Below are 19,312 nucleotides of genomic sequence, written 5' to 3'. Positions count from 1 at the left end.
TGAGGGAGGGCTCGGAGCTCTGAAACGCGGGTGGCCTGTTAGACATCCCACTAGCCGTCCGGCTAGCAGGTGCAGGGGTGGTCCGGCAGGATTGCGGCCACGGGAGGGGCGTGTGCCGCGCCCTGACTCCACCCCTGACAAGGATCCACATTGGCTACCCTGCTCTACCGCCTCGGCCGGAGCTCGTTCCGCCGACGAAAACTCGTCCTCGCACTCTGGCTCGCGCTCCTGGTTGCGCTCGGCGGCAGCGCGCTTGCGTTCAAGGGGCCGACGACCAGCGACTTCGCTCTGCCGGGCACCGAGTCGCAGCGTGCGCTCGACGCGCTGGAACGTGAGTTCCCCGCGGCCTCGGGCGCCACCGGCACGATCGTGGTGGAGGCTCCCGAGGGCCGGACGCTCGCCGAACCGCGGCTCACCACCGCGGTCGGCGACCTGGTCAAGGAGGCATCCACGCTTCCCGGCGTGGTCGGCGCCGTCGATCCGTTCACCGCCAAGGCCCTGTCGCCCGACGGCCGCTACGCCCTGATCCAGGTGCAGTTCGCCGAGCCTGCCGACGAGGTCACCGAGGCCCAGCGCAGCGCGTACGAGAAGTCCGGCGCCGACGCGGAGGCCGCCGGGCTGCGCGTCGAGCACGGCGGCGAGGTGACGAGCTCGCCCCCGGAGGTCGGCAGCACCGAGGCCATCGGCGTCGCGGTCGCGCTGGTGGTCCTGCTGATCACGTTCGGCTCGCTGGTCGCAGCCGGGATGACGATGCTCAACGCGCTGATCGGCGTCGCCGCGGGCATGGCCGGTCTCTACGCGCTGTCCGGCGTCGTCTCGCTGAACAGCACCGCGCCGATCCTCGCGCTGATGCTCGGCCTGGCCGTCGGCATCGACTACTCGCTGTTCATCACCTCGCGGCACCGCCAGCACCTGGCCGAGGGCGTCGAGCCGGAGGAGGCCGCCGCACGCGCGGTCGGCACCGCGGGGTCGGCCGTCGTGTTCGCCGGGATCACGGTGATCATCGCGCTCTCCGGGCTCGCCGTCGTCAACATCCCGTTCCTCACCGCGATGGGCCTGGCCGCCGCCGGGACCGTTGCGGTCGCGGTACTGGTCGCGGTCACGCTGCTGCCCGCGTTCCTCGGCTTCGCCGGAACGCGGGTCCTTCCCCGCAAGCTCCGCGGTACGTCTCCTGCACATGGGGACGCCGTCCCGGGCGCCATGAAGGAGGGCTTCGGGTTCCGGTGGGCGCGTCTCGTCACCCGGCTGCGGATCCCGGTCATCCTGGTCGGGATCGTCGGGCTCGGTGTGCTGGCGCTGCCCGCGGCGGACATGCGGCTCGCGCTGCCGGACGCCAGCACCGCCGCCGAGGGCTCACCTGCCCGGGAGGCCGCCGACCTGATCACCGAGGGCTTCGGCCCCGGCTTCAACGGGCGGCTCGCGCTCGTCGTCACGTCCGACTCGCCGGAGCAGACCGCGACCGCCGTGGAGGGCGTCACCCAGGCACTGCGGGGGACGCCGAACCTGCTGGCGATCACCCCGCCGAACCTCAGCCCGGACAAGCGCACCGCGCTCCTGGGCATCATCCCGAAGACCGGTCCGACCGCGGCCGCCACCGAGACGCTGGTGCACGACGTCCGCGACGAGACGCGGGGCATCGACGGCGCCGAGGTATCGCTGACCGGGCAGACCGCGGTCGGCATCGACGTGTCCGAGAAGCTCTCCGGCGCCCTGCCGATCTACCTCGCGCTGGTCGTCGGACTGTCGGTACTGCTGCTCATGCTGGTGTTCCGCTCGATCCTGGTGCCGCTGAAAGCCGCCGGGGGCTTCCTGCTCACGGTCGGTACCACGTTCGGCATCACGGTCTGGATCTTCCAGGAGGGCCACCTGGCGAACCTGGTGGGAGTGTCCACACCGGGGCCGCTGGTCAGCTTCCTGCCGATCCTGCTGATCGGCATCCTGTTCGGGCTCGCGATGGACTACGAGGTGTTCCTGGTGTCCCGGATGCGGGAGGACTTCGTGCACGGCGCCGGTGCGCAGGAGGCCACGATCAGCGGAATGGGGCACGGCGCCCGCGTCGTCACCGCGGCGGCACTGATCATGATCAGCGTGTTCGCCGGCTTCGTCTTGATCGACGACCCGACGATCAAGTCGGTGGGCTTCGCGCTGGCGCTCGGCGTCGCTGTGGACGCGTTCATCGTCCGGATGACGATCGTGCCCGCGGTGATCTCGCTGTTCGGGCGGAGCGCGTGGTGGCTGCCGCGGTGGCTGGACCGGCTGCTGCCCAACGTCGATATCGAAGGCGAGAAGCTGCGGGAGCAGCTGCACGAGCCCACCGAGAAAGAGCTCGCCAAGGTCTGACCGTGTAGACCTACCGCCGTGGGAGCGGCGGTAGGTCTTCACCACGTCGGCTCGGAACGTGAATCCCCATTTACGCCCCTTGATGACAAAATCGTCCATAAGGGTGATGGCTCGGGCTGCCGGTAGGTAATGTCCGCTTCGTGCGGTCGATTCCAGCGGTGGGTTCCTCGCCTCGACGTCTGGATGCCCGACGTAATCGCGAGGCGATTCTTCGGGTGGCCGAAGACGCGTTCCGCGACGAGGACGTCGTGTCGCTGGACGAGATCGCCCGCCGCGCCGGCCTCGGGCGGGCGACCGTCTACCGGCACTTTCCGGACCGTTACGCGCTGGGCATCGCGGTCGCGACCCAGTGGCTGACCGAGCTCGAGCATCGAGCGGCCACCAACGGGTCGGACGGCTGGACGTTCCGCGACCTGCTGTACGCGGTGCTCACGCTGCAGACCGAGCAGCGCTCGCTCGTCCACCTCTTCCGTGAGCTGCCGGAACGGGCTCAGCGCCGGTACACCGATGCGCTGCTCACGATCCTCGGGCCCGCGTTCCGCCGCGCGCAGGAGGACGGGAGCCTCCGGGACGACATCGCGATCACCGACCTGCCGCTCGTCTTCGAGATGCTGGAGGGCGCGCTGCGCGGCGGACCATCCGCCGTGAACCGCGGCGAGGCCACCGAGCGGCTGCTCGGCGTCCTGCTCGACGGCCTGTTCGGTACGCGGGCGGCACTGCGGTACCCGGCGTAGCTCTGCGGGCTGGCTCTACCCTGGAGACGTGACTTCTCCGCTCTCGTCGTTCGATCTCCAGCGGCCGTTCCGCCTGATCGTGTCGGGGGGAGGAACCGGCGGGCACACGTATCCGGCCCTGACCGCCGTGCGGGCGCTGCAGTCGCGGCTCGCCGCGGCGGGAAACGTGCCCGAGGTGCTGTGGATCGGGTCCGCGGACAGCCTGGAATCGCGTGTGGCGGCCAGCGAGGGCATCCGATTCGAGTCGGTGGCGACCGGGAAGGTCCGCCGCGACCGCAACCCGCTGAAGATGCTGTCCGCCGCGAACATGCGGGACATGGCGCGGGTGCCGGTCGGTGCGAACGAGGCCCGCTCGCTGGTGACGAAGTTCCGCCCGGACGTCGTCCTGGCGACCGGTGGGTACGTGGCGGTGCCGGTGGGCCTCGCGGCGAAGATGTGCCGCCGCCCGCTGGTCGTGCACGAGCAGACCGTCCGCCTCGGCCTGGCCAACCGGACGCTGGCCCGGGTGGCCACCCGGATGGCGCTGTCCTCGGAGTCGAGTGTGGAGCTGCTGCCGGACTCGGCCAGAGCGACGGCGGTCGTGACCGGCAACCCGGTCCGTCCGGCCGTGCTCGCCGGTGAGCCGCAGAAGGCGATCGAGGCGCTCGGGCTGCAGGGCTTCGACCCCGCGCTGCCGACCGTGTACGTCACCGGCGGCGCGCAGGGCGCGGTACAGATCAACCGGTTGGTGCGCGAGATCCTGCCGTGGCTGCTCACCCGGGCCAACGTCCTGCACCAGTGCGGCCCGGCGAACGTCGAGGAACTGCGGGCGGCCGCGGCGACGCTGCCCGTCGAGCTGGCCGCGCAGTATCACGTGACCGGCTACCTCGGCCCGGAGCTGCCGGACGTGCTGGCGCTGGCCGACGTGGTGGTGTCCCGCAGCGGAGCCGGCACGATCGCGGAGCTCACCGCGCTGGGCAAGGCGGCGGTGCTGATCCCGTACGCCGCCGCGGCGGGCAACGAGCAGGCGCACAACGCTCGCCACCTGGCCGAAGTCGGTGCGGCGGTGGCGCTGCTCGGCGAGGTGTCGTCCGCGGATCTTCGGAGTGCGGTGGAGCCGCTGCTGGCCGATCCGTCCCGCCGCCGGGAGGTCGCCGACGCGGCGCGGGCGCACGGCCGCCCGGATGCGGCTGACCGCCTGGTCGACGTCCTGCTCTCGGTGGTCGTGTCAGCCCGGTGACGGTACGGCGGGCTGCTGCTGCGTGATGCAGTGGACGCCGCCCCCGAAGCGGAAGATGTCGCGGGCGTCGACGAGCACGACGTCACGCCCGGGGTAGACGTCGGCCAGCACAGCGGCTGCCGTGGCGTCCCGCGGATCGTCGAACGCGCACCCGACCACGACGTTGTTTCCGAGGTAGTGGTTGACGTAGGAGTGGTCGACCGGGCGGCCGTCGTAGTCGGCCACGGTGGGGGACGGGAGCTCGACGACCTCCAGCCGCCTGCCCCTGGCGTCGACGGCCGTGCGGAGGATCTCGGCGACCTCACGCATCGGCTCGTGGTCGGGATGACCGGGATCGGGCTGGGTGTGGACGACGACCGTGCCCGGGCGGGTGAACGTCGCGACGACGTCGACGTGGCCGCGGGTGCCGAACTCGTCGTAGTCGGCGGTCAACCCGCGGGGTAACCAGATCGCGGTCGTGGTGCCGAGCCGCTGGTGGATCTCGGTCTCGACCTCGGTGCGCGACCAGCCGGGGTTGCGATCCGGGTCGAGCTGGACGGTCTCGGTGAGCAGCACGGTGCCTTCACCGTCGACGTGGAATCCGCCGCCTTCCTGGGTCAGCGTCGAGCGGTCGACCTCGACGCCTGCCGAGCGGGCGACCCGCGTACCGAGGTGCCGGTCGTGGCCCCACGCGGCCCACGACTGCGCGCCCCAGCCGTTGAACCGCCAGGCGACGGCGCGCGAGGCGACGTCCGACCCGCCGAGGTCATGGACGAACGTCGGCCCGGAGTCCCGCAGCCAGGCGTCGTCCAGCTCGACGTCGATCAGGTGGACGCGGGGGTCGAGTACCGACCGGGCCGCAGCCTTGTCGGAGGCGTTAACGAGCATCCGGACGGGTTCGTAGGCGACGATCACGTTCGCCACCGCGGCCCAGGCGGCGCGGGCAGCGTCCAGCGCCGGGCTGCCGTCCTCTTCGAACGTTGCGTTGGGTGTCGGGAACGCCATCCAGGTGGCCTCGTGCGGTGCCCACTCCGGTGGCATGAGCACCGGCCGCTGATGCGGTGTTCGTGCGGGCCCGCGTCGAGTTGGCCTGCGTCCACGTCCGGTCGTCGATAGCGAGCCGGTGTTCAGCACAGGATCCAGCCACCCCCTGCTCCTCGAGCCGGTGAGCATCTTCGTTCGACCGACGCAGGTCGGGCGCAGCCACCTGATCGTATGGCTCGACGCCGGATCTTGCAGGCGGATCGTGATTTCGATGTCACGCTTCGTGAAGGACGCTCGCGTTCATAACCGCAATACGCCGTCACAAACGGGGTTATTGACTGCGGCCGACCCGCCAATAACCGCAGAACATGATGTGGTTCTTGGGGACGCCCTGGCTCACCCAGTGCCGCCGGAGCCCGGTCGGCAGATTCTGCTCGCCGACCACCCAGCCGTAGAACGGCTCACCCGGAAGCGGCAGTGCGGACGCCGCCGCCAGCGCGGCCCGGCCCGGCACGTCGTGGTGGTCCGGGCGGACGACCCAGGTCACCTCGACGCCGTCCGGCCCCGACAGCGGCTGGCGGTCCTCCTCGGACGGCACCTCGATGATCGCCTCGCCCGTGGCGTCCGCAGGCAGTGAACGCAGGATGCCGGCGACGGCGGGAAGCCCCGACTCGTCGGCGACCAGGCGGACACGGTTGAGTCCGTCCGGCGGGTTGAATCCGACGCCTTCGTCGATGATCGCGACCGGATCGTCCTCCGTGCAGGTCGATGCCCAGGTGGCTGCGGGCCCGGCGGTGCCCTCGGCGGCCGAGCCGTGCAGGACGAAGTCGACGTCCAGTTCGGGGCCGTCCGGCCCGTCCTCCCGGAAGTCGCGGACCGAGTAGTTCCGGAGGGCCGGGCGTTCGGTCTTGGAGACGGCCAGGTAACGCAGCAGCGCGATCGTGTTCAGCTTCTGCGGCGCCCGGGCCAGCGACCCGTCCGATACCGGAATGAAGAGGCGGAACCACTGGTCGAACCCCATCGGTACGAACCGTTCGACGTCGCCGCGGCCGAGCGTCACCCGGCCGAAGTGGGGCGAGATCTGTTCCCGGCGCAGGACGCGCAGGGTGAGTAACTCGGACGTCTGCGGCTTGATGCGGTTCGCGTGCAGGTTCTGCCGGGCCATGCGCTCACCTCGCCAGTGTGGTTAGGCTTACCTAAGCGCCTCACTGTAGGGTGTGATGCGGTGTACCGGTAGGGGGTAATCCGGTCAGACGTCCCGGGTGCGGAACGCGTACGCACTCGCGGCCAGCGCCGCCCCCGTGTACGCGGCCAGTGCGAGCGTGGGCCAGGCCGCGCCCTCGGCCGGGGTGACGAGCTTCTGCAGTGCGGCTGCGGGTGTCGCACCGGTCACCCAGCGTTCGGCGTCGCCGAGCAGGGGCCCGAACAGCGCCGGGGCCAGGAGGACGCCGACGATCGCGCAGATGCCACCCGCGGCGTTGCGCAGCAGGGTGCCGAGCGCGAGGCCGAGGAGTGCGGCGGCCACGGAACAGGCGGCGACGCCGAGCAACGCCGGGAGCGGGTTGCCGAGCGGGTGGTCGTCCCGGTCGAGCAGGACGGCGGTGATCCCGTACGCGCCGGCCGAGGCGAGCAGCGCGACGACGTACACGGGTACCGCGGTGACGAACGCTTTCGCCGTGACCACCGCACTCCGCCGTGGGGTGGCCGCGCACGTCGCGCGGATCGTGCCGGACGAGTACTCGGTCGCGATCACGAGCACCCCGAACGCGCCCGCGACGACCAGGCCGACCGTGCTGTTGCCGAGCGCCGCGGTCAGCACGGTCTCGTCGGGGTGGAAGCTTCCGGTCAGCGCGACCAGTAGCGCGGTGCCTACCGTGGTCGCGGCCATGACGATCAACGTCCAGATCGGGGAGCGGATCGAGCGGAGCTTCGTGAATTCGCTCGCGACCAGGTGCCGAAAGGCGACCGGTCCCGAGCCCGGACCCGGTGCCGGGCCTGGGCCCGGCCCGAGGCCTCGGCCTGCCGCCCCGGCGCGGGCCGCTTCGGGGCCGGGTGCGCTGGAGCCGGGTGCGCTGGGGTCGGGTGCGCTGGGGGTGGTCGTGTTGGGGCCGGGCGGGTCGGGGGCGGTCATGCGGCGGCCGCCCTCGCGCGGAAGGTGCTCGCCTGGTCGGTGAGGCGCGCGTAGGCGTCCTCGAGCGAGTCGCGGTGCGGTGTCAGCTCGTGCAGGACGATCCGCTGCGCGCACGCCAGCTCGCCGATCGTCGCCGCGTCCAGGCCGTCCACCCGCCACGCGCCGCGCCGATCCGGCCGCACCGTGCCGCCCGCGCCACACAGGACGTCGCGGAGGCGTTCCCCCTCCGCGGCGCGGACCATCGTGTACCCGTGCGCGTGCGCGGTGAGGAAACTCTGCATGTCGGTGTCGGCGAGCAACCGGCCGCCCCCGATCACGACGAGATGGTCCGCAGTCAGCTCCATCTCGCTCATCAGGTGGCTGGAGAGCAACACCGTGCGGCCGTCCGCGGCCAGCTGCCGGAGCAGCGTCCGCAGCCACCGGATGCCGTCGGTGTCCAGCCCGTTGATCGGCTCGTCGAGGATCAGCACGGACGGCTCGCCGAGCAGCGCCGCGGCGATGCCGAGCCGCTGCCCCATGCCCAGCGAGTACGTCTTGGTCCGCCGCCGCGCCACCGCAGTGAGCCCCACCTCGTCCAGGACGTCGTCGACGCGCCGCCGCGGGAGGCCGTTCGCCTGCGCGAGGTAGAGCAGGTGGTGGTAGGCGCTGCGGCCCGGATGCGCCGCCCGGCCGTCGAGCAGCGCGCCGACCTCGCGCAGCGGAACCGGAAGGTTCCGGTAGGACTGCCCGTTCACCTCCGCCGAGCCCGCGGTCGGGGTGTCCAGGCCGAGGATGAGGCGCATCGTGGTCGACTTGCCCGCTCCGTTCGGGCCGAGGAAACCTGTCACCCGCCCGGGGCGGACGTCGAGCGAGAGGTCCTCGACCGCCGAGGTGTCGCCGTACCGTTTGGTCAGATGTCGCGTCCGGATCATGCGCCGACCGTAGGAAGCGGGAGCCGCCGGGCGAATCCGCCGATCGAAGTCGGCTACTACTCCGATGGAAGTACCGGCGCCGGGTGATCCGGCGGTGCGCCCACCCGCACCAGGCCGGTCTCGTAGGCGAGCACGACCAGCTGCACCCGGTCGCGCAGGCCGAGCTTCGTCAGGGCGCGGCTGACGTGCGTCTTGGCGGTCAGCGGACTCATCACCAGCCGGGCGCCGATCTCCTCGTTGGACAGACCGCGCGCAACCAGCGCGACGACGTCCCGCTCGCGGTCGGTGAGGACGTTCAGCCGTTCGACGCCGATCAGCGTGCCGCGGAGGCGGGTGAACTCCTGGACGACGGTTCGGGTCACGGCGGGGTCGAGCAGGCTGCCACCGGCGGCGACCACTCGGACGGCCGCGTACAGGTCGTCCGGGTCGACGTCCTTGAGCAGGAACCCGCTGGCGCCCGCCGACAGCGCCTCGAAGACGTACTCGTCCAGCCCGAACGTCGTCAGGACCAGGATGCGCGTGCCACCCAGCGCCGGGTCGGCCAGGATTCGGCGGGCCGCCTCCAGACCGTCGTGACCGGGCATCCGGATGTCCATCAGGACGACGTCCGGCCGCATCCGCCGCGCGCAGGCCACCGCGGACGGCCCGTCCGCGGCCTCACCGACGACCCGCAGGTCCTCGGTCAGATCGAACAGCGCGCGGAAGCCCGCCCGGACGATCGTCTGGTCGTCGGCGAGCACGATCGTGGTCACCGCACTCCTCCCACGGGCAGGATCGCGCGCACATGGAAACCGCCCTCGGCTCGCGGACCGGCCTCGATCCGGCCACCGACGCTTGCGGCGCGTTCGGCCATGCCGCGCAGTCCGAACCCGGCGTGGTCGGCCGGGTCGCCGCCGATGCCGTCGTCGGTAACGTTGACGATCAGTTCGTCCGGTTTCCGGTCGACCGAGACGACCGCGTGTGTGGCGTGCGCGTGCCGGACCACGTTGGTCAGTGCCTCCTGGACGATGCGGTACGCGGTCAGCTCGAGGACGGCCGGCAGCGGCTCGGCGTCCGGATCAGTGCGGACGTCGACGCGGAGGGCCGGCGACCGCACGCCGTCCGCCAGGTGAGCGAGGTCGGACAACCCCGGCGGCGGACCACCGTCGGTCGCCGCACCGCCGTCGCGGAGCAGCGCGACCGCGGTCCGCAACTCGGCCAGCGCGCCCCGGCTGGCCGTCCGGGCCTGCTGCAACGCGGCGCGGGCAGTCTCCGGACGCCGGTCGAGCGCGGCGACCGCGACACCCATCTGCACGGTGACACCGGCCATGACGTGCGCGACCACGTCGTGGACCTCGCGTGCGATCCGCATCCGCTCGGACGCGATCCGGCGGCTCACCTCGCGCTCCCGGTCGGCCACCAGCCGGGCCTCGCGGGCGGCCTGCTCGTGTTGCAGCTCCCGGCGTGCGCGCACGACCTCGCCGAGCAGCAACGCGACGACCGGCCAGGCGAACGCGGTCGCGGGGGCGCTGGAGCGGTCGCCGACCGTCCATTCCAGCGCGCCGGACCAGACCACGGCCGCTGCTCCGATCAGGAGGCTGTGGGCGCGAGTGCTGCGGACCGCCACGCTGTAGAGGGCCACCGCGGTCGGGAGGAACAGCAGCTCACCCCGGTATCCGCGGAGCGACAGGACGGTGAACGCGACCGCGCAGGCGACGAGTACCAGCAACGGCCGGCGACGGCGCAGCAGTAACGCCGCGATCGACGCCCCGACCAGGACGTAACCGAGCGGGTCGGGCGGGGGAGCGCCGGGCGGGCTCCACCAGACGTCGAGGCCGGTCACGAGGGCCACAGCGGAGAGGCCTACGGCGTCGAGCGTCCGGCTGCCCACCATCGCTCTACCGTACGGGCGCGGTGCTTCAGGACGACAGGGCTCTGTGCCGTCTGCAACTTGCGTAAAGCCACTTGCGCGGCAGAGATATCGTGTAGGTGTCGAAAGCGTCGGTGGCGCAAATCGGACTGCCGGCGTACAGCGCTACAGGGGTCGGTGAGCGCGATGACAGTACGAGAACGACGACGAGCACACGCCATACGCATGCGGGTTCACACCGCGACGCTGGTTGCGGTCCGTGCGAGCGGACCGATGATGTCGGACGCCGACCACCGGGCGGCCTACCGACGGCACGCAGCGCACCTCCTCGCCTCGGCTGCCGAGAAGGCGCCGCCGGAGTGTGCGCCGGTTTCCTGAGTTAGGGGGAGGGCTCGCCGCCCCGCAGGCGCCAGGTGTCGCCGGTGCGGGCGGCGGTGAGGCGGACCCGCCAGCCGGGCTCGGCCTGTTCGGCGATTCCCGCCGGGACCGGGACCGGGCCGATCGTCCGGCCGGTCGGGTCGTCGAAGGTGATCGATTCCTCGGTGACGTCGACGATGCGCAGCAGGGTTTCCCGGAGCCATTCGTCGACGGCTGAGTCGGCGAGGTCGGTTTCGTCCTCGAGCCAGAACCGGAGTTCGTCGACGAACTCGTCCCGAAGCTCGTCGATGTCGTCGGGGTCGGGGTCGGCGGCGGGGTCGGCGGCGCCGGGGTCAGCGACGCCGGTGTCGGGCGCGCCGTCCGTGCGGGGCACGGGCGGGGCGTCACCCGGCCGGAACGGGAGGCTCGCGCGCTCGCCGCTGGGGCGCTGGAGCGTGCTGGCCGGTCGCATGGCAGCCACGACCTCCCGCGGCAACGCCCGCCCGGCGGGTGCCGACGCGGTCGGCCCCGGCGCGGTCGGCACCTGAACCGGCACCGGTTCCCCGGCAGGCCCTGGCCTCGCCGCAGGCGCCGCGTCCGCGACGGGCGTCGGCCCTGCAGCGGGTGCCGGCTTCGCAGCGGGCGCCGCGTCCGCGACGGGCCGCGGCTTCACGGCGGGCTCTGGCTCCCTGGCAGGCGCGGCCGGCCTGTCCGCATCCGGACGTCGGGAGGCGTTCTCCCGCTGCGCAGGAGCACGTTCCGGGCGGGCCGGGGAGGCCGGCCCGGCAGCGCGTCCCGGTCGCGCGGCGGCGCGGTCGGCCAGAGCGGCGCGGTCGGCCAGAGCGGCGCGGTCGGCCAGAGCGGCGCGGTCGGCGGGGGACGCGCGGCCGGCCAGAGCGGCGCGGTCGGCCAGAGCGGCGCGGTCGGCGGGGGACGCGCGGCCGGCCGGGGAGGCGGCGGCTGCGGCGAGAGTGGTGGCGCGGGTCGCGAGCGCCGCGTCGACCACCACCCACTGCACCCGGTGCCGCGTCACCGCCGCACCCAACCGGGTCCACAGGTCGGTATCCTGCGGGTCGGTGTCGCCGCCCTGCAAGCGTGCGGCCACCCCGGCACGGACGTACTCGTTGTCGGTGAGCACGAGAACGGTCGTCGGCCGCGTCAGGCACTCCACCGCGCTGACGACCGCGAGCAGGCTCATCCGGTCTCGCGTCGCCCCGGTCTCGGCGCCGGAGAGCTCGCGGCGCGACTCGCCGTGCGTCAGCAGCGCGCCCCACCCGCCGGCGCCCGGCGACGCACCGCCGGACCCGGACGCGTAGATGACGACCCGCCTGTCGTCCGCGGGTGCAGCCTGCTCGACCACGCCATGCCTCCTGGGTGTCCCGACCGATCCTCGCAAATCATGCCCGCCGCCCCGCGACGACGGCCGCGCCACTGTCCGGGCGCGGATGAAACGCGGATCGGTCCAGCTATATACCTGGACCGATCCGCGTTTCATCGACCAGGCCAGGCGGTGACACAGGCACGTCACCGGTCGGTCGAGAGCAGCGCCGCGATGCGTCCGACCAGTTTGCTGGGTGCGAACGGCTTCGTGACGTAGTCGTCGGCGCCCGCCGCGAGGCCGGCGCCGACGTCACGCTGACTCGCCGACGCCGAAACCATGACGACGAGCGTGTCGCGGATCTCGGTATCGGCGCGCACGGTCTCGCAGAACTCCAACCCGGTGGTGTCCGGCAGCAGCACGTCGAGCAGCACCAGATCGGGCCGCTCCGCGTGCAGGACCGAGAGGCCCTCGGCGCCCGTCCGGGTGGTGGTGATCGTGTGGCCGGCTTCGCGCAGCTTGAGCGCCATGAGGTCGAGCATGTCCGGCTCGTCCTCGACAATAAGGATACGCGCCACGACGTATATCGTACTAAATGGTGCGAAGAATCCGCAGGAGGGTGTCGCCGTAGGCTGCGGGCATGAACGGCGACTCGGGACTGGCGGAGCTGACGGCGGCGACGGCGGAGTTCGCGGCAGCCCGCGAGTGGCAGCCGTGGCATACGCCGAAGAACCTGGTCATGGCCCTGTCGGGCGAGGTCGGAGAGCTGACCGCGCTGTTCCAATGGCTGACCCCCGAGGAGTCCGCCGTGGTGATGCGGGACGAGACGGTGGCGGCCGACGTGCGGGACGAGATCGCCGACGTGATGCTCTACCTGGTCCAGCTCGCCCGGGTGCTGGACGTCGACCTGGTCGAGGTGGCCACCGCGAAGCTCGCGCGTAACGAGCACCGCTTCCCGGCGCTGCCCCGGTAACTACCGCTCGACCAGCGCAGCGAGGCCGTCGAGGACGCGGGCCAGGCCGAACCGGTACGCGTGCGCGGGGCTGTACGCGGCGCCGTGAGCCGCGCCGGCGGCGGCTCCGACCCGCGCGGCGAGCGGGTAGCGCGTCTCGTCGAAGACCCGATCCAGCAGCGGGCCGTTCGCCGCCCACCAGTCGGCGTCGCTGAGCGCGCTCTCGTAGGCGGCCGCGCGGACGTCCCCGGCGGCGCGGGCGCACGTCTCGACGAAGCCGAGGACGAACGTGAGCGCCGCGTCCCGCGCCACGTCGTCCAGGCCGAGACCCTCGAACGCGGCGAGCTCGTACTCGTATTTGGCCATCACCCCGGGGCCGAGCGGTGGACGGCTGGTCGCGACCCCGGCGATCCACGGATGCCGTTCGTACAGCGCCTGGTTGTCGTGTGCGACCGCCTCCACCCGCGAGCGCCAGCCGTCGTCGGCGGGGGTGGACCTGGCCATCTCGGCGTACGCCGTGTCGAGCATGAGGTCGAGGAGTTCGGCCTTGCCGGGGACGTACGTGTACAGCGTCATCGCCGCCACCGCGAGTTCGGTGGCGACCCGGCGCATCGTCACGGCCTCCAGGCCTTCGGCGTCGGCGAGCGAGATCCCGACCGCGACGACCCGGTCGACCGACAGCGTCGGCCGCGGCCCCCGCGGGGTCCTGCCGTTCGGTGGGTCGACGTTCTCCGACGAGCGCCAGAGCAGGGCGAGCGTCCGCGCGGGATCGCCCGCGCTGCTGCGTTCGGTGGCCACGGCTCCATCCTGTCAGGCCGTGCAGTGGGCAGTTCTCATCGTACGACGTATAATGTACTGCGTACGATAAATATCCGGAGGGAGACCGCGTTGCGAATCACCGCGTCCGCTGTGTCGTTGAACGTCGACGACGTCCTCGCGTCGAGTGAGTTCCTGCAGAAGCACTTCGGCTTCCGAGAGGTGATGTCCGCGGACGGCTTCGTGTCACTGACCCGGGACGACGCCGGGATGAACGTGATCTACCTGCGTCGTGGCCTGGCGACGCTGCCCGCGGACTTCCGGGACGTCGGCGCGGCGGGCATCCTCGTCGCGTTCGACGTGGAGGACCTTCCCGCCGAGGAGGCCCGCCTGCGCGCCGAAGGTGCGCCGATCACACACGAGCTCACCGTCGAGCCGTGGGGGGAGCGGTTTCTCCAGGTCACCGACCCGAACGGCGTCATCGTTCAGCTCGTCGACTGGGTCACGACGACCTGACGGGTCACGGCGCGGCGCGCGGGCGGCGGACCGCCGCCCGCGCCCGTGCGTCAGCGGGACGGCGAGGGCGCGGTCGCGGACGGCGTTCCGGTGCCCGAGGGCGTGGGCGTCGGCGTTCCGGAGGGAACGGGCGTTCCCGACGCGGAGGGCAACGGAGACTCCTCCGGTTCCGGCGTCGCCTCGGCGGTCGGGGCCGCCCGTTCGGTCGGGAGGAGGCCCGGCAGCCGCTCCGCGACCGGTGCCGAGCCGTCCTCGCAGCGCAGATCGGGCGGCTGGTTCAGCGAGCGCGGGTAGACGTTCTCGGCGACCCCGCCGTCCGTCCGGGTGCGTGGCACGTACTCGCACATCGACGGCAACAGGATCGGGTTGCCGTTCTGGTCGAACACCTGCGCGTCCCGGATCAGCTGCCCGTCCGGCCCGTAGATCCGCAGGTCGGTGGCGCCTTCCAGGTTGCCCGCGTAGTAGTAATCCTGCGCGTAGCCGACCGAGTCATGGTTCGGCTGCGTGACTATCCCCAGGCCCACGAGCGCGACGAAGATCCCGCCCGCGAGCACTGCCCGCTGCGCCCAGCGTCCGAATGAAGCAGTTCGCCGGCCGAGCCAGACGGAGGCGTACGCGGCCGCGGCCGCAAGAATCAGAAATGCGAACGCTTCGGCGCCGCCGCCCGGGAGCACGCCGTTGAAGCCGCCCCAGAACACCCCCGTCACCACCACCGCGGCGAAGTAGCCACGCAGCACCCACCAACCGGGACGCAGCTCCGGCAGGAAGGCGCGGAACCGCCGGTAGGCGGGCAGCCCGTCGAGCGTCGTGCGCACCCGGTCGGTCACGTTGCGCACCCGGCTCGGAACGGTGCTCTCCGGTGCCGGCGCCAGCCCCGCCGACGCGCGTAACTCCGCCGCGTAGGCCTCCGGCCGGCCGAGCCGCTCGACCAGCGCGGCCTCGGTCAGCGTGTCCGGCGTCTCCGCGGCGATGTCGGCCAGGTGCGCCGAGAGGTCGTCGATCAGCTCGTTCCGCTCGTCGTCCGGCAGGTCGGCCAGGGCGGCCCGGACCCGCTGGAGATAGCGGTCCGCCTCGGTACCGACGGTTGGTGCGGTCATGCCACTGCCTCCCCGGTCAACAGGTCGTCCATCGTCCGGGCGAAACCGGCCCAGATCTTCGTCGACTCGGCGAGCTGCAGCCGGCCGGCGTCGGTGATCCCGTAGTACTTGCGGTGCGGGCCCTCCTCGCTCGGAACGACGTACGACGTCAGGCATCCGGCCTGGTAGAGGCGTCGCAGCGTTCCGTAGACCGAGGCGTCGCCGACGTCGGCCAGGCCGGCACCGCGCAGCCTGCGCAGCACGTCGTAGCCGTAGCCGTCCGCGTCCCTGATCACGGCGAGTACCGCGAGGTCGAGCACGCCCTTGAGCAACTGTGTGGTGTCCACGTCCCACCTCCTGCGGACGGGACACTACTGCGCAATGCGCTATACCGGCAAGGGGCGTGCGCAGAGGCGCACCGCGAGGCGTCTAGGGGAGGGCCGGCCGGGTGTCGACGCGCAACACCCGTCCGCGGCGGCGTCCGGTGGCGAGTGACGTGCTCGAAACCCCGAAGTCGACGATCCACAGCGAACCGTCGGCGGGGTGGTACCGGACGTCGACCGGGTTGGCGAACGCGGACGTGTGGAGCACGTGCTGCGCCCCGTCGGACGTCCGCACCAGCACGATCACACACCCCGGCGCCTCCGGGCCGGTCACCAGCGCCACCGTGGCCACCCGTCCTCCGAAAGCGGGGTCCACGTCGAACGCGGTCGCGGTGACCCCGCCGCCGAACGCGGTCAGCGGACGTTCCGGCCGCGGCAGCTCGTGGTGGTTGGCCAGCAGAAACGACGGTGTGCTGCCGTCGCTGGGCCGGTACGCGGGGTCGGTGACCGGCCGCCCGCCGAAGTAGTCGGGCCAGCCGTACCAGGCCCCCTCACGTACCTCCCAGAGGAAGTCCGGAACCTGCCCGACCGGCCGGCTGCCCCGGTCGTCCGCCCCCTGGTCGATCGCCAGCAGCCGCCCGTCCGGCAGGAAACGCAGCCCGAACGGGTTGCGCAGGCCCCAGCAGACCAATTCGACGCCGGAGCCGTCCGGGTTCGCCCGATGCACGGCCGCGGTCGCCAGCGGCCAGCCCCACAGCCGCGCGCCGAGGATGTGCGTATCGGCGTGCACGACCTCACCGAACGGCGTGAACGGGCCGGTGACCCGCTCGGCGCGCGGATCGTCGGAGAACGGGTCGGAGGTACGCGCCCGGACGTTACGTAGCATGATGTCGTAACCCGGGACGTCGAGGATCGCGGGCTGTCGCGCGCGCCAGCCGTTGGCGACCGTGTCCAGCCCGATGATGCCGCTGTTCGTCAGCGATCCGAGTCCGAAGTAGAGCTTGCCGTCCGGCCCGAACGCGACCTCACCGACGTGGTGGTCGCCGCCGGGCAGGTCGGTGAGCACGTGCTGCACGGACCCGTCCGGGTCGAGGCGGCTGATCCGTCCGGGCGGACCGCCCTGCGAGACCCACAGCGCACCGTCGTGGAACACCAGCCCGGTGATCGGCGCGAGGAGCGCGTCGCTGATCAGCGTCCGTTCGCCGGCGCCGTCGAGCCGCCAGACGCGCCCGGCACGGGACGGTCCATCCGGCCGCAACCCGGTCTCGGCGACGTACACCGCACCATCGGCGCCGAACGCAACACCGCTGGGGAACGTGAGCCCCTCCGCCACCGTGGTGACCGGACCGAGGTCGTTCGTGCGGTGCCGGGCGGGCATCGTGGGTGCGGACATCTCGGACTCCCCCCAGGGCGGACGGGGCATGCGTGATCGCAGATACAGATCAAATTGCTGTCTCGTCCACGGTCACATCCGAATTAATGACCGTCAATATCGCGCACGTGATGATTCCGGCAGCGAACTTATCCACCCGTTACTGTTCGCCGCTGCGCGGCGCAGTTCTTGTCAGCCCAACCGCAAATACAACGACAATTTTTGGACGTCCGGCAGCGCGCCGTCCGGGGGAGTGGTGGACGTCATACGCGTCGCGTCGCGGCGGGAGGGCGCGGGGTGCCGGGGCGCGGGGCGCCGGGGCTCCGGGGCGCCGGGGCTCCGGGGCGCGCGCCGACCGCGGGGCGGTGGCGCGCGCCGAGGGCGAGGTGGTGACGCCGACCCGGAGGGCCCGGGCCGACGCCGGTGTTGTCTCAGCCCGAGAACGCGGGCTGCTCGGTGTTCGGTGCGGGGCGACCGGCAGGCGCCGAGTCGTCGTCCTGCTGCTCGGAGAAGTGGCCCCGGTAGCGCTCGATGACCTCCTTCGGCAGGCGGCCGCGCGCGTTCACGTCGATGCCGCTGGCCTCGGCCCACTCGCGGATCGCGGCATTCTCGGCCCGGCTGTTCGTCGAGCCGGACGCCGAGGAAGCCAGCTTGCGTCCCTTGCGGACGGTGCCGCTGGTGCGGCGGCCGGCCCGGACGTACTCGTCGAGGATCTCGCGGAGCTTGGCCTGGTTGGCGGCGCCCAAATCAATTTCGTACTCGACGCCGTCAATCCCGAACTGCACCGTCGGAAGCTCGACGGAAGTCGGATCGATTTCTGAGTTATCGAGGTCATCGGTGAGAATGACCAGCTCTTTCCTCGCCATGCTGCGCATAATACAACATGTTGTCGCGAGTCCAATGAATGGGGTGGAAATTGCGGTTCGGGAGGGGCGCGCATTTTCCTGGGTTCTGCTAGGTGGAGTTTCTGTTTTGTCCGCATTACCGTGTGCGGAGGTGCGGTGCCCGCCCGGGGTGCCGCCCCGGCAAGGGGGGGTTGTCATGGGTAAGAAGAAGAAGGACAAGAAGAAGAGCGGCAAGAAAAAGAAGAAGTAGCCGCGACGGCGGCGGGTCCTCTGCGGCCCGCCGCCCCCATTCGCGCCCGCCACCCATCCCTCCCTGCCGCCCATTCCCGCGGCGCCGCCCGTTCCCGTCCCGCCGCCCATTCCCGCGGCGCCGCCCATTCCCGCCCCGGCCGCGAGGGGTACGGCCGTCTCCAAAAGAGGAACGGCTCTGTACAAGATGAACGATGGCGTGCAAGATGAGCCGAGCCCGGAGGGGACGCTGGAGGAAGGACGCCGATGACCGCGAGCCGGTGGGACACCCCGGAGCGTCAGCTCTTACGCACCACGACGCGCCGCTTCACCGAGCGCGAGATCGTCCCCCACCTCGCCACCTGGGAGGAGACCGGCGAACTCCCACGCGCCCTGCATCGCACCACCGCAAAGGCGGGCTTGCTCGGCGTCGGCTTCCCGGAGAGCGCCGGCGGCAGCGGCGGTGAGCCGATCGACACGCTGCTGATCGCCGAGGAGATGATCCTCGCCGGCGCCTCGTCCGGCCTGATCGCCGGTTTGTTCACGCACGGCATCGGGCTGCCGCATCTCGTCACGGCCGGCGACCCGGACCAGATCGACCGCTTCGTCCGCCCGGTCCTGGCCGGTGACAAAATCGCGGCGCTCGCGGTCACCGAGCCCGAGGGCGGCTCGGACGTCGCCTCGATCCGCACCCGCGCCGAACGGGACGGCGACCACTACGTCGTCACCGGCGCGAAGCTGTTCATCACGTCCGGCGTCCGCGCCGATTTTGTGACGACCGCGGTGCGCACCGGCGGGCCGGGCGCCGCGGGCGTCTCGCTGCTGGTCATCGAACGGGACATGCCGGGCTTCACCGTGTCGACGCCGCTCAAGAAGATGGGCTGGTGGTGCTCCGATACCGCCGAGTTGCGTTTCGACGGCGTCCGGGTGCCCGCAGCGAACCTCGTCGGCGCGGAGAACAGCGGCTTCGGCCAGCTGATGACGCAATTCGCCGCGGAGCGCCTCTCGCTCGCGGTGCAGGCGTACGCGACGGCGGCGCGCTGCCTCGCGCTGACGCTCGACTGGGTGAAGATCCGCGAGACGTTCGGACGCCCGCTCTCCAGCCGCCAGGTCGTGCGGCACAAGGTCGCCGAGATGGCGCGGCAGACCGACGTCGCACGCACCTACACCCGCGCGGTCATCGACGACTGGCTCGACGACCCGACACGAAGCGACCTGGTCTCCCGGGTCGCGATGGCGAAGAACACCGCGGTCGCGGCGTGCGACGAGGTGGTGGACGCGGCCGTACAGCTGCACGGCGGGATGGGGTATTTGCGCGAGACCGAGGTCGAGCGCCACTACCGCGACAGCCGCATCCTGGGAATCGGCGGCGGCACGAACGAGATCATGACCGAGCTCATCTCCCGCCTGCTGCTCGCTTGA

General features: G+C 71.8%; 20 protein-coding genes. 7 read left to right on the top strand and 13 right to left on the bottom strand.

The genetic code is table 11. From position 1 onward, the window contains the following. The first annotated feature begins 150 nt into the window (after window positions 1-150). The 3 genes from BUB75_RS14885 to BUB75_RS14875 all read left to right on the top strand — a co-directional run bounded on the left by BUB75_RS14885 (window position 151) and on the right by BUB75_RS14875 (window position 4,293). Entirely contained in the window at window positions 151-2,340 is a 2,190-nt protein-coding gene (locus BUB75_RS14885; RefSeq protein WP_073257536.1) for an MMPL family transporter, read from the top strand. A gap of 215 nt (window positions 2,341-2,555) precedes the next feature. Then, the gene (locus BUB75_RS14880; RefSeq protein WP_073257534.1) at window positions 2,556-3,074 is read left to right on the top strand and encodes a TetR/AcrR family transcriptional regulator; all 519 of its coding nucleotides are present in this window, start codon (window positions 2,556-2,558) and stop codon (window positions 3,072-3,074) included. A gap of 28 nt (window positions 3,075-3,102) precedes the next feature. Further along, on the top strand, window positions 3,103-4,293 hold the full coding sequence (locus BUB75_RS14875) for a UDP-N-acetylglucosamine--N-acetylmuramyl-(pentapeptide) pyrophosphoryl-undecaprenol N-acetylglucosamine transferase (RefSeq protein ID WP_073257533.1): 1,191 nt from the start codon (window positions 3,103-3,105) through the stop codon (window positions 4,291-4,293). On the opposite strand, the gene BUB75_RS14870 is transcribed toward BUB75_RS14875, so the two are convergent. The 6 genes from BUB75_RS14870 to BUB75_RS14845 form a co-directional block, all read right to left on the bottom strand. After that, on the bottom strand, window positions 4,282-5,313 hold the full coding sequence (locus BUB75_RS14870; protein ID WP_073257531.1) for an agmatine deiminase family protein: 1,032 nt from the start codon (window positions 5,311-5,313) through the stop codon (window positions 4,282-4,284). The genes BUB75_RS14875 and BUB75_RS14870 overlap by 12 nt on opposite strands. Before the next feature lie 274 nt (window positions 5,314-5,587). Then, a complete protein-coding gene (locus BUB75_RS14865) occupies window positions 5,588-6,421 on the bottom strand; it encodes a siderophore-interacting protein (protein WP_178379870.1) in 834 nt (277 codons plus the stop codon). An 84-nt stretch (window positions 6,422-6,505) separates the two neighbouring features. After that, entirely contained in the window at window positions 6,506-7,387 is an 882-nt protein-coding gene (locus BUB75_RS14860; RefSeq protein WP_143175216.1) for an ABC transporter permease, read from the bottom strand. Further along, window positions 7,384-8,298 (bottom strand): ABC transporter ATP-binding protein, encoded by a 915-nt coding sequence (locus BUB75_RS14855; RefSeq protein ID WP_073257529.1) that lies wholly within the window; start codon window positions 8,296-8,298, stop codon window positions 7,384-7,386. The genes BUB75_RS14860 and BUB75_RS14855 overlap by 4 nt, the downstream gene beginning before the upstream one ends. Before the next feature lie 56 nt (window positions 8,299-8,354). After that, window positions 8,355-9,050, bottom strand: a complete 696-nt coding sequence (locus BUB75_RS14850; protein ID WP_073257527.1) for a response regulator — start codon at window positions 9,048-9,050, stop codon at window positions 8,355-8,357. Then, the gene (locus BUB75_RS14845; RefSeq protein WP_073257523.1) at window positions 9,047-10,171 is read right to left on the bottom strand and encodes a sensor histidine kinase; all 1,125 of its coding nucleotides are present in this window, start codon (window positions 10,169-10,171) and stop codon (window positions 9,047-9,049) included. The genes BUB75_RS14850 and BUB75_RS14845 overlap by 4 nt, the downstream gene beginning before the upstream one ends. A gap of 201 nt (window positions 10,172-10,372) precedes the next feature. On the opposite strand from BUB75_RS14845, the gene BUB75_RS46240 reads away from it, so the two are divergent. Beyond that, complete coding sequence (locus tag BUB75_RS46240; protein WP_178379869.1) at window positions 10,373-10,525, top strand: hypothetical protein; 153 nt, start codon at window positions 10,373-10,375, stop codon at window positions 10,523-10,525. Between the two features lies 1 nt (window position 10,526). Here BUB75_RS46240 and BUB75_RS14840 read toward each other — a convergent pair whose 3' ends face one another. Both BUB75_RS14840 and BUB75_RS14835 read right to left on the bottom strand, forming a co-directional pair. Beyond that, window positions 10,527-11,864, bottom strand: a complete 1,338-nt coding sequence (locus tag BUB75_RS14840; RefSeq protein WP_073257521.1) for an RNase H family protein — start codon at window positions 11,862-11,864, stop codon at window positions 10,527-10,529. Window positions 11,865-12,028: 164 nt separating this feature from the next. Beyond that, window positions 12,029-12,400 (bottom strand): response regulator transcription factor, encoded by a 372-nt coding sequence (locus BUB75_RS14835; RefSeq protein WP_073257519.1) that lies wholly within the window; start codon window positions 12,398-12,400, stop codon window positions 12,029-12,031. Window positions 12,401-12,462: 62 nt separating this feature from the next. Between BUB75_RS14835 and BUB75_RS14830 the strand changes: the two genes are divergently transcribed. Next, window positions 12,463-12,795 carry a nucleotide pyrophosphohydrolase gene (locus BUB75_RS14830; protein ID WP_073257517.1) on the top strand — a complete coding sequence of 111 codons (333 nt, stop codon included), beginning with the start codon at window positions 12,463-12,465 and terminating at the stop codon, window positions 12,793-12,795. Here the strand turns inward: BUB75_RS14830 and BUB75_RS14825 are convergent, their stop codons facing one another. Then, window positions 12,796-13,572: a TetR/AcrR family transcriptional regulator C-terminal domain-containing protein gene (locus tag BUB75_RS14825; protein WP_073257516.1), complete on the bottom strand. Its 777-nt coding sequence runs from the start codon at window positions 13,570-13,572 to the stop codon at window positions 12,796-12,798. Window positions 13,573-13,662: 90 nt separating this feature from the next. On the opposite strand from BUB75_RS14825, the gene BUB75_RS14820 reads away from it, so the two are divergent. Continuing rightward, window positions 13,663-14,046, top strand: a complete 384-nt coding sequence (locus tag BUB75_RS14820) for a VOC family protein (RefSeq protein ID WP_073257514.1) — start codon at window positions 13,663-13,665, stop codon at window positions 14,044-14,046. 50 nt (window positions 14,047-14,096) lie between these two features. On the opposite strand, the gene BUB75_RS46235 is transcribed toward BUB75_RS14820, so the two are convergent. The 4 genes from BUB75_RS46235 to BUB75_RS14800 all read right to left on the bottom strand — a co-directional run bounded on the left by BUB75_RS46235 (window position 14,097) and on the right by BUB75_RS14800 (window position 17,692). After that, window positions 14,097-15,143 carry an HAAS signaling domain-containing protein gene (locus tag BUB75_RS46235; protein WP_084741183.1) on the bottom strand — a complete coding sequence of 349 codons (1,047 nt, stop codon included), beginning with the start codon at window positions 15,141-15,143 and terminating at the stop codon, window positions 14,097-14,099. Continuing rightward, a complete protein-coding gene (locus BUB75_RS14810) occupies window positions 15,140-15,469 on the bottom strand; it encodes a PadR family transcriptional regulator (RefSeq protein ID WP_035861325.1) in 330 nt (109 codons plus the stop codon). Before BUB75_RS14810 ends, BUB75_RS46235 begins: the two co-directional genes overlap by 4 nt. An 82-nt stretch (window positions 15,470-15,551) precedes the next feature. Continuing rightward, window positions 15,552-16,838, bottom strand: a complete 1,287-nt coding sequence (locus BUB75_RS14805) for a PQQ-dependent sugar dehydrogenase (RefSeq protein WP_143175215.1) — start codon at window positions 16,836-16,838, stop codon at window positions 15,552-15,554. A gap of 410 nt (window positions 16,839-17,248) precedes the next feature. After that, window positions 17,249-17,692 (bottom strand): histone-like nucleoid-structuring protein Lsr2, encoded by a 444-nt coding sequence (locus tag BUB75_RS14800; RefSeq protein ID WP_245806262.1) that lies wholly within the window; start codon window positions 17,690-17,692, stop codon window positions 17,249-17,251. Between the two features lie 465 nt (window positions 17,693-18,157). Between BUB75_RS14800 and BUB75_RS14795 the strand changes: the two genes are divergently transcribed. After that, on the top strand, window positions 18,158-19,312 hold the full coding sequence (locus BUB75_RS14795) for an acyl-CoA dehydrogenase family protein (protein ID WP_073257508.1): 1,155 nt from the start codon (window positions 18,158-18,160) through the stop codon (window positions 19,310-19,312).

Origin of the sequence: Cryptosporangium aurantiacum, assembly GCF_900143005.1 — a bacterium.
GTDB lineage: Bacteria > Actinomycetota > Actinomycetes > Mycobacteriales > Cryptosporangiaceae > Cryptosporangium > Cryptosporangium aurantiacum.
The sequence above is the reverse complement of the archived record's forward strand: the minus strand, read 5'-3'. Positions and strand labels throughout refer to the sequence as shown.